Consider the following 13,952-nt stretch of genomic DNA (forward strand, 5'->3'; position numbering starts at 1 on the left):
GATGACAAATGACAAATCCCTTTGATCGTGAAGACGGTGTATTTCTTGTGCTTGTCAATGAACAAGGACAGCATTCACTTTGGCCATCATTTGCACCAGTGCCAGATGGATGGGAAAAGGCCTTTGGTGAAGACACTAGAAATGCCTGCATCGATTATATCCAGACACACTGGCAGGACTTGCGGCCATTAAGCTTAACAAAAGAACCTGCGCTAGCTCATGGAAAAACGGAATAAATCATCGCACCCTGATCTCCATCAGGGTGCTTTTTTGACAGAATAAACATCACCATCTTTCAGCTCTTTCTGCTACAATTTAATTGAGAATGTTTATCAATCAATAAGAGATCAGGTGGTTTTATGGGAAACAACACTCAATTACGTACATTGGCAAATGCCGAACAATTCATCTACCGATTAACATATACTGAAAAAATAAATAATGCAGAGCTTCCACATACAGAGCAGCAGCTATCAGATACATTCTGCCTCCTCTTCAGCATAAGCGGCAGAGGTTTACTCACATTGAACGATCAAAAATGGCGATTGAAACATCTGACACTCTATACGATCATGCCTGGGGAAACATTTATGTTGAAAACAGAGCCTTATCAAAAACACGAGCTCTATCTGTTTCGCTTTCAGCTCTACACGCTGCAAAATCAAAACATAGGAGAAGTATCAACGGCACATGCCCGTTCTTTACTGAATAAATGGCAATTTATCGATATTAGCTCGATTGAACATATTCATTCTTTATTGTCCGATATGACAGAGGAATGGCAAAAACCTGAATCCATTAGCTTTTTTAGAAGCCAAACTCTTTTCCAGCAGCTTATTATGCAGCTTTTCACACTGCATAAGGAAGATATTTGTGACACGGCACATGCCCTTTTCAAAACAAAACAATATATCGATCAACATTCCGAAGAACCCCTCAGCCTGACAAATCTATCTCATATGGCTGGCATCAGCGCCAATCATTACAGCGAGCTATTTAAAAAGCATTTTGATGTGAGTGTCACTGATTATATCACCAAGAAAAGGATGGCTAGAGCCAAACAATTAATGGCAAAAGGCAACGCAAAGCTCAAAGACATTGCACTTGAAATCGGCTATCAAGATCCGTATTACTTCAGCCGCATCTTTAAGAAAAAAACGGGCATGACCCCTTCTACTTATATGAAAAGCCGTCAGCGGAAAATTGCAGCCTATGGCCATTCCATACTCGGCCAGCTCACACCCATTCATATCATCCCATATGCTGCCCCTCTTCACCCTAAATGGACAGCACATGATTTTGAGCATCATGCAGAAGAAATTCCGATTCACCTGAGTGCACATCGGATCAACGAGCACGCTGAAGCCAATTTACAGCTATTAAAGGAAACAAAACCTGAGCTGATCATTGCCAATGATCATGTGACAGAGGAAGAAAAACAAGTGTTAAAAACCATCTGTCCTGTTCACTTTGTTCCATTCACACAATTAGATTGGCGCACTCAATTCAAACAAACAGCTATGTTCCTAAACGAAGCGAAGGAAGCAGAAGAATGGCTGATTCATTACGAGGAACTCGTCATTCAAGCGAAAAAAGCATGCCTTTTGGATCATCCACCAAAAACCGTCCTGCCTCTTCGTATCTTTCAAGATCAGCTCTACTTGTCTGTAAATCGCACCATGTCAGAAGTAATTTTTCAAGACATTGGCCTTCTGCCGGCTTTTCAGAATGACGGTCAGCTAATAGAAAAAAAAATCAGCATTCGCTCTATACAACAGCTAGATCCAGACGCCATCTTCCTCTTCCTGCATAAGGAGCCAAAAACCATTGCTTTTTATCAAAAGTTAAAGCAGCAGGAGGCTTGGCAAAATCTCAAAGCTGTAACGCAGCAAGCCGTCTATCCGCTCACTTCTGACCCTTGGCGTGAATACACAGCAGCCAGTCATCAACGAGTCATTCAGGACCTTTTATCTTTTTTTCCGTAAAAAGTCCATCCTTTGACAGAGATTTGTCTATGGATAAAAGGACGAAAGCCTAATACAATCTTTAATTGAGAACAATTATCAGTTAAAGGAGAAAACAAATGAAAAAATGGTTCGCATTGCTTATCCTTTGTATCATGACGATCACCGCAGCAGCCTGTGGTGCTGCAGAAAATAAACCTGCTTCAAACACAGCCAAAAGCAAGTCAGCTGAAACAGCAGAAACAAATATCAACTACTTAGATCAAACGTACAAACTCAAAACACCAGTGAAACGAATTGTCATTGCTGGAAGCCTTGAATCAATGGAAGATGCAAAATTACTTGGTATTGAGCCTATTGGTGCTTCTACTGTAGGCGGCACATTCCCTGAATTATTTAAAGACATCACAGCGAAAACAGAAGGCATCGGCGAAAAAACAGAACCGAACCTAGAAAAAATCTTAAAACTAAAGCCAGATGTGATACTCGGATCAACCAAGTTCCCGCCTGCAACAATTAAAAAATTGGATAAAGTCCAAACGACGATCCCAGTATCCCATGTCTCTTCTGACTGGGAAAGCAATCTATTATTACTCGGTGAACTGACTGGAAAAAGTAAAGAAGCGAAAAACATCATTTCTGATTATCAAAAAGATCTCAAACAAGCGAAAGAAACCCTGAAAGACAAAAGCAGCAACAAAACAGCTGTCATTTTGCGCATTAGACAGGGCGACCTGTACGTATATCCAGAAGACGTATACTTCAACTCTACCTTATATGGGGATTTAGGATTTACAGTACCAAGTGATATCAAAAAAGCCAAAGCACAAGCATTGATTTCATTGGAGCGCCTAGGCGAACTCAATCCTGACTATATTTTCGTTCAGTTCTCTAAAGAGGAAAACTCATCGAATCCAAATGCATTGAAAGACTTAGAGAAAAATAAAATTTGGACAAGCCTAAAAGCTGTGAAAAATGGGCACATCAATGAAAATGTCGTTGATCCTATGCTTCAAGGAGGAACAGCACTAAGCAAAACAACCTTCCTTGATAAGGCCGTCAAATGGTTAGATCAAAACAACTAAAAAGATGCGTGATCAGATTTTTGACAAAGGGCTAAATTGTTTAGCCCTTTGTCTTCTTTTCAACGTAGTTGAAAACCTTTAGGAGAGGATACACATGAACGGAACGTTTCTATATGACGAGCTTAATGGGCGTCAACTTGATATTTACCTTCCGCAGGACACCTCTATTGATGTTCCAGCTGTCTTTGTACAAGATGGCTCTTCTTTGTTTAGAACACACCTGCTAGAAATCGAAAGAATGATCGAAACCAAAACCATCGCGCCAATCATCATCGTCGGCATACACCCCTTCAATCGACTTGACGAATATACGCCATGGAAGGCGTCATCACTGCGATCTGGGTTCCCTGACTTTAAAGGCGAGGCACAGACGTATGTGTCTTTTTTAGCGAATGACTTGCTCCCATATATCAAAAGAGAATATCCAGTTAAAGAGACCCATGAGGAACATAGCCACGTTGGTGCTTCATTAGGCGGGCTGTTTGCTATTTATACTTTATTCATGCACCCTGATCTTTTTAAAAACATCGCATCGATCTCCGGGTCATTTTGGTATCAAGATTTTCTATCGTTTGCTAAACAACAAAGCATTCAGTGTGTGGATCACCTTGTCTATTTGTCTGTAGGCAGTGAAGAAGGGAAAGGAAAAACATCTGCTCAACAGCACATGCCTTTATTCAACAAACAACTACATGATCTTTTATTACAGAAAGGGATGCAAGAAAGGCAGCTGCAATATCACATCGAACAAGGGGAGGGCCATCATCAGAAACAATTTCAAAAAAATTTCTTATCGGCCCTAAAGTGGTTTTATAAAGGAGAACGCTAATTTTTTATCAGCATGGCACAAAGCCGATATGATATATTGGAACGTATAGATTGAAAGAGGAGGGATTTGCGCTTGAGACCTTTACAAATCTCAGCCGATACCGCACAAAAGCTAGCTGCATCACTCAATGTACCGTTAGAACAAATCATGCATATGCCGCAGCATATCTTATTAGCTAAATTAGCGGAGCTTGAACAGAAGAAAGATCGTTCTTCTTAAAGAAATAAAGGAGTTTACATTCATGGAACAACAACTAGAAAAATCAACATTACATCCTCGCAGTACAGGACAAACCATCCTGCTGATTGCTGGGATTTTGCTCATTGCATTTAATCTTCGGCCTGCCATTACATCCGTTGGCCCTGTTATCGGCGCGATTCGTTCCGATTTACTGCTTTCAAATGGACTGGCGGGTTTTCTCACGACATTACCACTGCTCTCATTCGCATTGCTTTCTCCAATTGCACCTAAAATCGGAAAACGACTGGGCAATGAACGAACCCTCTGGCTTGGACTTGCCGTCCTTCTCTTTGGGATTGTGATTCGCTCGTTTGGCACCATCACCTTCTTAATGATTGGAACGGCGCTAGTCGGCGTCGGAATTGCGATTTGTAATGTGCTCTTACCGGGGCTTGTGAAGCATAAATTTCCTGCACATGCAGGTTTGATGACAAGTGTATATACGACTTCAATGTCCGTTTTCGCTGCACTTGCATCAGGTGTCAGTGTTCCGCTCAGTCATACGATGCCTGGCGGCTGGAATACATCATTCCTTGTTTGGGCTGGACTTGCCCTTCTCGCCATGATGGTTTGGGCGCCGCAGCTTCTTCATCAGAATACAGCGGCCGTCAAAAGTATTTCTCTTACAGAGCAGCCAATATGGCGTTCACGTGTTGCATGGCAGGTGACCTTTTTTATGGGTTTGCAGTCATTCCTTTTCTATAGCAGCATCGCATGGTTTCCTGATATTTTAACATCACATGGAATGAACCTGTCGACAGCTGGCTGGATGCTGTCCATTATGCAGTTTGTTGGGCTGCCATCCACCTTCTTAACACCCGTTTTTGCAGAAAAATTAAAAACGCAAAGACCGCTTGTCGCCGGCCTTGTCCTTGTGTATTTACTTGGCATGATTGGACTTCTCCTCGGAGGATCGACGCCTATCCTTGTCATCTCTGTTCTTTTGATCGGCATTGGACAAGGGGCCAGTATCAGTCTTGCCCTCACATTCATCGGATTACGAACAACCAATATGGAACAAGCAGCTGCCCTCTCTGGCATGGCGCAGTCTCTCGGTTATTTATTAGCTGCTGTTGGGCCGTTCATGATTGGAATCCTATTTGATTCCACACATACATGGACACCAGCGATTATCATCTTTATCATCATCCTATTTTTCATGTTTTTATCCGGTATGCGTGCCGGACGCAGCGTCTATATTTCAGATCCTTCATAAAAAAGAACCCGCCTCCTCGTGAGACGGGTTCTTTTCTGCTTATGCCTGCTCTGTCACATGTACCTTTAACGTTGCTTGTACCTCTGGATGAAGCTTTACCGGTACATTTGTATAACCTAACGCACGGATGGCGTCATTCAGCTCGATTTTGCGCTTATCGAGTTTAATTTGATGATCTTTTTGCAATTTATCAGCGATTTGTTTGCTTGTAATTGAGCCAAACAAACGGCCGCCTTCACCTGATTTTGCAGTGAGTTCCACTGTTAACGCCTCAAGTGTTTCTTTTAATTGTTTTGCTTGTTCAAGCTCTTGGATGGCATTCTTTTTCTCTTTGTTTTTCTGCCCTTCCAATGCGCTTAGGTTCGTTGGAGTTGCTTCAACAGCTAACCCTTGTTTGATGAGAAAGTTGTGAGCGTATCCGTCAGCTACATTCTTGACTTCGCCTTTTTTCCCTTTGCCTTTTACGTCTTTTAGAAAGATGACTTTCATCTTTGAACCCCTCCTTCGAAATATTCGTCTATGGCAGCCTTTAACTTCCCTACCGCTTCTTCAATGGTTATACCATAAATCTGGGTAGCAGCGTTAGTCAAATGACCGCCGCCGTCTAATGCTTCCATAATAATTTGAACGTTGATATCCCCTAATGATCTGGCACTAATGCATACTGTGTCGTCATCTCGTCTAGCGACAGCAAATGACGCTTCTACCTCACTCATTGACAACAGGGAATCAGCCGTCTGGGCAATTGTAATTTGATCATAATACTCCGACCTGTCAGATGGCAATGAAGCGATAGCCACCTGATTTTGATACAGCTCTGTATGCTGAATGAGTTTTGCTCGTTTGATGTAATGATCGACTGTTTCTTTTAAGAACTTTTGCACAAGGACAGGATCTGCTCCCTTTGCACGAAGATAGGATGCTGCATCGAACGTTCTTGACCCCGTTCTCAGAGAGAAACTCTTCGTATCAACAATGATCCCAGCCAGAAGCGCAGTCGCCTCAATCATGTTAATCCGCAATTTCTTCGGCTGATACTCTAAAAGCTCTGTCACAAGCTCTGCTGTAGATGAAGCATACGGCTCCATATAAACAAGTAAAGGATCACGGATAAATTCCTCGCCGCGTCTATGATGGTCAATGACCACGACATTTTCAATCTTATTCAGCAGTCGTTCCTCCATGACGAGAGAAGGTTTATGCGTATCCACGACCACAAGCAATGTGTCATCCTTTGCAAGCTCCATTGCTTCCTCTGGTGTGATAAAACGTGACCAAAGCTCTTCATAATTCTTAATTTCACTAATTAAGCGTTGAACACTGTCGCCAATCTGGTTGGCATCAATGACAATATAACCTTCTTTTCCATTGGCCTGGGCAACCTTTAAAATCCCAATGGATGCACCGATTGAGTCCATGTCTGGGAACTTATGCCCCATGATCATGACATTACCGCTTTCAGATACAATTTCTTTTAAAGCATGAGAAATGACCCGTGCGCGTACGCGTGTCCGTTTCTCCATTGGATTCGTTTTTCCACCGTAGAATTTCACTTTTCCATTCGGCTGTTTAATGGCGACCTGATCCCCGCCTCGTCCGAGGGCAAGGTCAAGACTCGACTGCGCAAGTGCTCCAAGCTCTTTCAAAGAAGGAACGGACGCACCGATCCCGATACTCAGAGTAAGCGTCGCACTATGTGCCCCTGTTTTCTCACGGACCTCGTCTAAAATAGAGAATTTCGACGCTTCAAGCTCAGCTAAAATACTCTCATTTAGAACCGCCATAAATCGTTCAGACGAAATTCTCTTCAGGAAAATACCGTATTCTTGTGCCCAATTGTTGAGCAGAGACGTCACTTCACTATTAATCGCGCTGCGCACTTGATCATCAAGGCCCTGCGTGACATCGTCGTAGTTGTCTAAAAAGATATAAGATAACACCGTTCGTTCATTTTCGTACTGTCGTTCAATCTGCACCTGTTCCGTGACATCAAAGAAATATAAAAGGCGCTCTGACCGTTTAATAATGACTTTGAATTTCCGGTCATTCAGCGTCACATTTTCGGTCTCGACCTCTTGTTTAATAAGAGGCACAATGGACTCGAATGTATCGTACAAGGATCTGCCGACAAGTGTGCTTTCATGAAAGCATGAAGCGAGAAACGGATTCGTCCATTCGATATAATACTGGTCATTAAACAGCATAATACCAATAGGCATCTCCATTAATGCTTCTTCTCCAACCTTTTTGACTCGATAGGATAATGTTGAAATATATGAATCAATCTCTTTCTGCACTTGCGTATCTGCCCACTTTAAGAAGTAGAGCACACCTGCAAGGACGAAAAGACCAACTGCTCCTATGATCCAATTAAAATAAAGGTTGAGGAGGACTGTGACCACCGCAAGAACAATTAACGCGAAGATCGGATACTTGATGACAGGTTTTCTATAGAAGCTTGGCACTGATATCAACTCCTCAACATTCAGAGTGAATTATTTGTTTTTTACTTTTTCTCTTAAATCAAAGCCTATGTCAGCAATCCCTATAATTCGCACAATCACACCGATCGGCGGAAAGAAAACCGTTAGCACAACAGCGAAAATGGGTACCGCTTTTGAGATGTTTTTTTCGTGGCAATAATAGAAGAGAAAAGAAAATCCCTGAATAAGCACCAGTATAAATAAAATTTTAAACGCACTCGATTGAACGAGCCATAAAAAGCTGCCTTTTTCCGTCTGAATCAGCATCAAAAGCAATGTGAGTAAATAATACCATACCATGCTTTTTGGCAGCCGCATATCCTTAAATTTCTTCAAGGACGGCATGTCTTTGACAAACCGTTTGATCAGAGGCTGCACGAACCAGTGATTCACGAAAGCCATCAGGGTGACCAATATCAATAACGCTACAGGTAAAGCACTTAATGCCGTATCCTGCATCTCTTTAAACTGTTTGAGCTGTTTGGCTATGTCCTTTTCAGAAGCCCCGGATTGCTTTAAAACACTCTCTACCATCGGCATCATTTGCTCAATCGACTCTTTCGCAATATTCATGATATCGATTTGAAAGAGCTGAACACTGATAACAAAAGAGATGAGAATACTGAACAAATAAATCAGCGCACCTGTAATGATGGCATTTCCAGGCTGCCTTCTGCTGTAGAAAACACCCATGCCTAATCCGACGGCAATTAAGATAGGTGCACTCATGAGCCCAGCCATAGACCCAATTAAAAAGCTGATCACTATGCCAATAGCGCCAGCAGCAATTCCTTTTTTCAAGCCGTGTCTGATTGTATAGAGGATGATCGGAATCGGAGCAGCTAGAAAGAAAATAATAGATAATAGCGGCACATACAAATAAAACAGCATCATGACCGCAAAAATACTCATCATGATTGCGCCCTCTACTAACGCTTTTGTTTGTTTCACACCTTCACCTCTATCCAATCCTTTTGTCTATATCTTGCTCAATGTGTCCTTCTATGTATACGTATGATGTAAGCTCCATCATGTCTTGCCCCAACCTTTATTTTACCATAGCGGTAAATCTCAAGTAAAATGCAGGCTGTCCTGGGAGCGTTTCACGTGGAACGCCGATATGGAATCGCACATGCAAGTTTTCAAACAGCATGTTACAATTTTTTAGATTATTCTTAGCTATAAACCCTGAATTCAAGGTCAAAAGCTGTTAGAATAGAAACATCATCAATAAATGTAAGAAGGAGAATTCACATGGGAAAAACACTCGTATTCGGACACAAAAATCCTGACACAGACACGATTTGCTCTGCTATTGCTTACGCTGATCTGAAAAACAAAATCGGCGTTCAGGCAGAAGCCGTCAGACTTGGAGAAATCAATGGAGAAACACAATACGCATTAGATTTCTTTAAACAAGAAGCACCACGTTTCATTGAAACGGCTGCAAACGAAACAAAGCAAGTCATTCTTGTCGATCATAACGAATTCCAGCAAAGTGTAAGCGACATTGATCAAGTACAAGTTACTGAGGTCATTGACCACCACCGTATTGCCAACTTTGAAACAAGTGAACCTCTTTACTATCGTGCTGAGCCTGTAGGCTGTACAGCAACGATCTTAAACAAAATGTATAAAGAAAACCAAGTGACGATTGAAAAAGAAATCGCTGGTTTGCTTTTATCTGCGATCATTTCTGATTCCTTACTATTCAAATCCCCAACATGCACACAGCAAGATATTGATGCTGCGCATGAGCTTGCAAAAATCGCAGGGGTAGATCCAGAAGTTTACGGCCTAGACATGCTGAAAGCAGGCGCTGATCTAAGCCAAAAAACGGTTCAAGAATTAATTACACTTGATGCGAAAGAATTCGCACTAGGCAAAAGCAAAGTCGAAATTGCACAAGTCAATACAGTAGATATCGCTGAAGTGACAGCAAGACAGGCTGAAATTGAAGCGAAAATCAATGAAGTCATTGCAGCAAAAGGTCTTGATCTATTTGTTCTAGTCATCACAGATATTTTAGAAAATGACTCCCTTGCTCTTGCACTCGGTGCAGAAGCAGCAAAAGTAGAAAAAGCATTTAACGTCACACTTGAAAACAACACAGCTTTACTAAAAGGTGTTGTATCAAGAAAGAAACAAGTCGTACCTGCACTGACAGACGCACTTTCTTAATAAAACACGACAAGACTGCTGAATTGTTCAGCAGTCTTTTTTGTCTGTCTTCTTTTTAATGAATGTACGTATCACTAACGAGAACATCCTTTAGCACGCTTGTTGGAATCGTGAATTCAACAACACCCATGTAGCCAGGCGCCACATCATATTCATTAAAGGAAATCACAAGCTTCCCTTTTGAATTGATATAGAAGTTTTGATCCGGCTTAATTTTCTTAAATGGATCTGTTTCTTCCTTGCCAATCCAGTATATTTTGTCTGAATCCTCTTTCATCTGTTTCTTCATTTGTTCTTTAATATTTTCACTAATCACATCAATATAACGATCATCTTTAAACAGGCTTGGTAATGTAATGAGGACATGGTTTTTCTTATCAACCGTATCATATGTCATTTCCTCTGCCGCAGAAGCCTGAGTCGTCACCTTGTATCGGCCTAGTGAAAGGATTTGATCATTGTTCGTTCTCACTTCATAACCGCTCTCAACACTTAAATGACCATTTTTATAACCCTTTGTTTCCTTTTCAAAATCTTGATACAGCTTTTTGTTTTCAGCTAAATATTTTTGATTCAGGCTGTCTTGTAATGTTCCGTCCCCAAGTCCTGAAACGTGTGGTGTTTTAAGATCAATATTCGTTCCTTGATCGCTCTTTTTAAATTCTGTAAACGTTACGACTTTCACCAGCTCGCCAATGACAGGCACCTCTGAAATCGCTCTTGCTGCCTGTGGACTGACATTAACCGTTGTAACAAAAAGAGCAGCAGCCGCAACAAGTCCGATGGTCCATTGCTGAAAATGAGGTTTTTTATTTTTTCTTTTTAACGTTCGTTCAACCATCGCATCATATTCCGGTGGAATAGGGATTTCTAAATATTCTTCTTTTAAATGTTCCAAATACTTATCCATTTATATTTCCTCCTGTGATAATTCTACTTTTAAAAGCCGCAGCGCCTTATATAATCTTGTTTTAATGGTGTTTTCATTTTCATCGAGAATCTGGGCGATGTCCTCTAATTTTAAATCTTCAAAGAATCTCAAAATAATGATGACTCGATACATCTCAGGCAAATCCTCTATAGCCCGTTTGACGTCTTGATCCTCGTATACATCTGATTCTCCCTGTGATAAGAATTCAAGCGTATCATCATCTGTCACCTGCTCCCGCTTCTTCTTTCGTAAAAAGTCTAGGGCAGTGTTCACCACGATCTTATAAAACCAGCTATGCATCTTGCTCGCATCCTCTAATCGGTGAACAGATTTGAGTGCTTTATGAATGGCCTCCTGAACAATATCCATAGCATCTTCTGGGTTTTTGACATAACTATAGGACAACCGATAAAAACTGTGTTTATGCTCCATGACGTAATCCGCAAATTGATCATCTATTTTTCGTTTCTTCATTTTACAAAGAGCTCCTTTATCTTAAATGCGCATCTGTTATTTCTTACATTGGATAGACGCGCGCCTTTTGAAAATAGTTTGCGCTCGGTTATTTTTTTAACATGTCATCGCATTTACGTTCCTATACAAAAAGAGCGAACCAGATGGGTTCACTCTTTCCAAGCAGATAGTGTTTGATGGACAAACTGTTTTAGTGGAGAAAGCGGATGAATAATAGGAACGCCTGTCTCCCGCTCCACCTGCTTTGCCGCACGAACCATCGAAAGCTGCATCACACAAATGTCTCTCCCTTTTTGCTTCATACATTTTCTCAGCTGCTCCTTGATTTGTTCATCATAGGCTTGCATATCACCGTTTAGGCAGAGATGAAAGACATCCTCCATCACAACCATTTCTACTTCAAGCTGTTTGCCCCGCTCTGTGGCATATGATTCAAGCCGATGCATCGTCCCTTCCACTGTATCTGGGTTGGAAAACACCAGTTGAATAGGCCTTTGTTTCTCACAAATCAGCTCAAATAACGGTTCATCGATTGGAACAATCGGTTGTTTAAAGAGGTGCTGCTGATCACCCAAAGCGGCAATGTATTGTGTACACGTGAGAAGAATGAGATCGGCTTCAATTTCCTGTTTTAATCTGTTGATAGCATACGTTTGCTGCTTGTGTTGATCAAATGCAGGATCTTGTGTCGCGCGTTCTATAAATGATGAATCGACAGTGTGATGCAAATCAACATCTGTATCACCAAAAGCATCTTCTATATATGACTGATTGGATGGATGGGCGTGAAGGCAGTGTAATCGAATCATCAGGCTCGCTCCTCGTGAAAGTTTTCAATCATTATATCAATCCTTGTATGAAATAGGGAGCAACATGACCATATTGTTAGGGAGATATTAAAGGAGGGATTCTAATTGAAAGAAGATCAACAGCCTAAATCATCTTCAGAGTCAGAAGAAACCTTAACGAATCGGCAAGGTCATCCCGTAACAGATAATCAAAATATGAGAACTGTTGGGAATAGAGGACCCACTACGCTTGAAAACTACGATTTCCTAGAAAAAATCAGTCATTTTGATCGTGAACGCATCCCTGAACGTGTTGTACATGCACGCGGTGCCGGAGCTCACGGTTACTTTGAAGCCTACGGCACATTCGGTGATGAGCCCATCTCCACCTATACGAGGGCAAAATTGTTTCAGGAAAAAGGGAAAAAGACGCCTGTTTTCGTTCGTTTTTCTTCTGTGATTCACGGCGGTCATTCGCCAGAAACATTACGCGATCCGAGAGGGTTTGCGATTAAATTTTATACAGAGGAAGGCAACTGGGATCTCGTAGGGAACAACCTGAAAATTTTCTTTATTCGAGATGCTTTAAAGTTCCCTGATTTGGTTCATGCCTTTAAGCCTGATCCTGTCACCAATCGTCAGGACGGCGAGCGTATTTTTGATTTTGTCTCACAATCACCTGAGGCGACGCATATGGTGACATTTCTCTTTTCACCATGGGGCATCCCAGCTACATACCGGCACATGCAAGGCTCAGGTGTCCATGCGTACAAATGGGTCAACCATGAAGGAAAAGCGGTGCTGGTTAAATATCATTTTGAACCGAAACAAGGCATTCGCAACCTGACCCAAGAACAGGCGCAAGCGATCCAGGGAGAAAATTTTAACCATGCCACACAGGATTTATATGAAGCGATTGAGCAAGGAGATTATCCTGAATGGGAGGTATATGCACAGATCATGGAAGATGATGCCCACCCTCACCTCGACTTTGACCCGCTAGACCCGACAAAGCTTTGGTACAAGGATGACTATCCATGGAAACCAATCGGACGGATGGTATTAAACAAAAATCCAGAAAACTATTTCGCAGAAGTCGAGCAGGTTGCCTTTGGGACTGGCGTACTCGTAGACGGTTTAGATTTCTCAGATGATAAATTGCTTCAAGGCCGTACCTTCTCCTACTCTGACACGCAGCGATATCGTGTAGGGCCAAACTATTTACAGCTGCCGATCAATGCACCGAAAAAGCATGTCGCCACCAATCAGAGAGACGGGCAAATGGAATACCATGTCGATCAAGGCAAAGGCCAAAATCCTCATGTGAATTATGAGCCATCGATCCTCGGAGGATTAAAAGAAGCCAAACAGGATGGAAAGGATCATACGCCTTTTGTAGAAGGTGAAGTCAAACGAGAAGCCATTGACCGCCCAAACAACTTTGGACAAGCGGGAGAAACGTATCGCCGTTTTAATGATTGGGAGCGTGAGGAACTGATTAAGAACTTAGTTAATACTCTTGCGACATGTCAAAAGGACATTCAAGACCAAATGATTGAAAACTTTACAAAAGCAGACCCTGATTACGGAAAGCGTGTTGCTGACGGCTTAAAAGCCTTTAAACAAGAGCAGCCAAGCGGACCTATCGGCTCTACAGGCGCTGCTCAGGCCGTGGACGAAGCCATCAACAACAGCACACCATCAGATCCTTATTAATGAAAAAAGAATGCAGCGGCGAGGCTGCATTCTTTTTGTATACAT

The 13,952-nt window shown here is 41.9% G+C and carries 14 protein-coding genes; 8 read left to right on the top strand and 6 right to left on the bottom strand.

Going from position 1 to position 13,952, the window contains the following annotated elements:
• Nucleotides 1-8: 8 nt before the first annotated feature.
• The 6 genes from MHI23_RS18890 to MHI23_RS18915 all read left to right on the top strand — a co-directional run bounded on the left by MHI23_RS18890 (nucleotide 9) and on the right by MHI23_RS18915 (nucleotide 5,334).
• Nucleotides 9-236 carry an MbtH family protein gene (locus tag MHI23_RS18890; protein WP_056766750.1) on the top strand — a complete coding sequence of 76 codons (228 nt, stop codon included), beginning with the start codon at nucleotides 9-11 and terminating at the stop codon, nucleotides 234-236.
• A gap of 123 nt (nucleotides 237-359) precedes the next feature.
• A complete protein-coding gene (locus MHI23_RS18895; RefSeq protein ID WP_056766752.1) occupies nucleotides 360-1,985 on the top strand; it encodes a helix-turn-helix domain-containing protein in 1,626 nt (541 codons plus the stop codon).
• A 98-nt stretch (nucleotides 1,986-2,083) separates the two neighbouring features.
• Complete coding sequence (locus MHI23_RS18900; RefSeq protein WP_056766754.1) at nucleotides 2,084-3,049, top strand: iron-hydroxamate ABC transporter substrate-binding protein; 966 nt, start codon at nucleotides 2,084-2,086, stop codon at nucleotides 3,047-3,049.
• Nucleotides 3,050-3,143: 94 nt separating this feature from the next.
• Nucleotides 3,144-3,878 (top strand): alpha/beta hydrolase-fold protein, encoded by a 735-nt coding sequence (locus MHI23_RS18905; RefSeq protein WP_056766756.1) that lies wholly within the window; start codon nucleotides 3,144-3,146, stop codon nucleotides 3,876-3,878.
• A gap of 72 nt (nucleotides 3,879-3,950) precedes the next feature.
• Nucleotides 3,951-4,097 (top strand): YycC family protein, encoded by a 147-nt coding sequence (locus MHI23_RS18910; protein ID WP_064498621.1) that lies wholly within the window; start codon nucleotides 3,951-3,953, stop codon nucleotides 4,095-4,097.
• 22 nt (nucleotides 4,098-4,119) lie between these two features.
• Complete coding sequence (locus MHI23_RS18915; RefSeq protein ID WP_041105848.1) at nucleotides 4,120-5,334, top strand: MFS transporter; 1,215 nt, start codon at nucleotides 4,120-4,122, stop codon at nucleotides 5,332-5,334.
• A 39-nt stretch (nucleotides 5,335-5,373) separates the two neighbouring features.
• On the opposite strand, the gene rplI is transcribed toward MHI23_RS18915, so the two are convergent.
• Genes rplI through MHI23_RS18930 form a run of 3 tightly spaced genes read right to left on the bottom strand, consistent with a single transcriptional unit; the run spans nucleotide 5,374 to nucleotide 8,768 of the window.
• Nucleotides 5,374-5,823 carry a 50S ribosomal protein L9 gene (rplI, locus tag MHI23_RS18920; RefSeq protein WP_008359128.1) on the bottom strand — a complete coding sequence of 150 codons (450 nt, stop codon included), beginning with the start codon at nucleotides 5,821-5,823 and terminating at the stop codon, nucleotides 5,374-5,376.
• Nucleotides 5,820-7,799 (bottom strand): DHH family phosphoesterase, encoded by a 1,980-nt coding sequence (locus MHI23_RS18925; RefSeq protein ID WP_024427639.1) that lies wholly within the window; start codon nucleotides 7,797-7,799, stop codon nucleotides 5,820-5,822. Before MHI23_RS18925 ends, rplI begins: the two co-directional genes overlap by 4 nt.
• 30 nt (nucleotides 7,800-7,829) lie before the next feature.
• Complete coding sequence (locus tag MHI23_RS18930; RefSeq protein ID WP_156403022.1) at nucleotides 7,830-8,768, bottom strand: YybS family protein; 939 nt, start codon at nucleotides 8,766-8,768, stop codon at nucleotides 7,830-7,832.
• Between the two features lie 303 nt (nucleotides 8,769-9,071).
• Between MHI23_RS18930 and MHI23_RS18935 the strand changes: the two genes are divergently transcribed.
• Complete coding sequence (locus tag MHI23_RS18935) at nucleotides 9,072-9,998, top strand: manganese-dependent inorganic pyrophosphatase (RefSeq protein WP_041105850.1); 927 nt, start codon at nucleotides 9,072-9,074, stop codon at nucleotides 9,996-9,998.
• Nucleotides 9,999-10,053: 55 nt separating this feature from the next.
• Here the strand turns inward: MHI23_RS18935 and MHI23_RS18940 are convergent, their stop codons facing one another.
• The 3 genes from MHI23_RS18940 to MHI23_RS18950 form a co-directional block, all read right to left on the bottom strand.
• Nucleotides 10,054-10,908 (bottom strand): DUF3298 and DUF4163 domain-containing protein, encoded by an 855-nt coding sequence (locus tag MHI23_RS18940; protein WP_135033148.1) that lies wholly within the window; start codon nucleotides 10,906-10,908, stop codon nucleotides 10,054-10,056.
• Nucleotides 10,909-11,403, bottom strand: a complete 495-nt coding sequence (locus MHI23_RS18945; RefSeq protein WP_342492183.1) for an RNA polymerase sigma factor — start codon at nucleotides 11,401-11,403, stop codon at nucleotides 10,909-10,911.
• Between the two features lie 149 nt (nucleotides 11,404-11,552).
• Complete coding sequence (locus tag MHI23_RS18950; RefSeq protein ID WP_135033149.1) at nucleotides 11,553-12,212, bottom strand: hypothetical protein; 660 nt, start codon at nucleotides 12,210-12,212, stop codon at nucleotides 11,553-11,555.
• Nucleotides 12,213-12,317: 105 nt separating this feature from the next.
• On the opposite strand from MHI23_RS18950, the gene katX reads away from it, so the two are divergent.
• Nucleotides 12,318-13,907: a catalase KatX gene (gene katX, locus MHI23_RS18955; protein ID WP_024424052.1), complete on the top strand. Its 1,590-nt coding sequence runs from the start codon at nucleotides 12,318-12,320 to the stop codon at nucleotides 13,905-13,907.
• Nucleotides 13,908-13,952: the final 45 nt, after the last annotated feature.

Origin of the sequence: Bacillus sp. FSL M7-0003 (assembly GCF_038628485.1) — a bacterium.
GTDB lineage: Bacteria > Bacillota > Bacilli > Bacillales > Bacillaceae > Bacillus > Bacillus safensis.

Coding starts and splice junctions, on each gene's coding strand:
- MHI23_RS18890 (WP_056766750.1), top strand. CDS start 9: ATGACAAATCCCTTTGATCGTGAAGACGGTGTATTTCTTGTGCTTGTC.
- MHI23_RS18940 (WP_135033148.1), bottom strand. CDS start 10,908: ATGGATAAGTATTTGGAACATTTAAAAGAAGAATATTTAGAAATCCCT.
- MHI23_RS18915 (WP_041105848.1), top strand. CDS start 4,120: ATGGAACAACAACTAGAAAAATCAACATTACATCCTCGCAGTACAGGA.
- MHI23_RS18950 (WP_135033149.1), bottom strand. CDS start 12,212: ATGATTCGATTACACTGCCTTCACGCCCATCCATCCAATCAGTCATAT.
- MHI23_RS18900 (WP_056766754.1), top strand. CDS start 2,084: ATGAAAAAATGGTTCGCATTGCTTATCCTTTGTATCATGACGATCACC.
- MHI23_RS18905 (WP_056766756.1), top strand. CDS start 3,144: ATGAACGGAACGTTTCTATATGACGAGCTTAATGGGCGTCAACTTGAT.
- MHI23_RS18945 (WP_342492183.1), bottom strand. CDS start 11,403: ATGAAGAAACGAAAAATAGATGATCAATTTGCGGATTACGTCATGGAG.
- rplI (WP_008359128.1), bottom strand. CDS start 5,823: ATGAAAGTCATCTTTCTAAAAGACGTAAAAGGCAAAGGGAAAAAAGGC.
- MHI23_RS18895 (WP_056766752.1), top strand. CDS start 360: ATGGGAAACAACACTCAATTACGTACATTGGCAAATGCCGAACAATTC.
- MHI23_RS18935 (WP_041105850.1), top strand. CDS start 9,072: ATGGGAAAAACACTCGTATTCGGACACAAAAATCCTGACACAGACACG.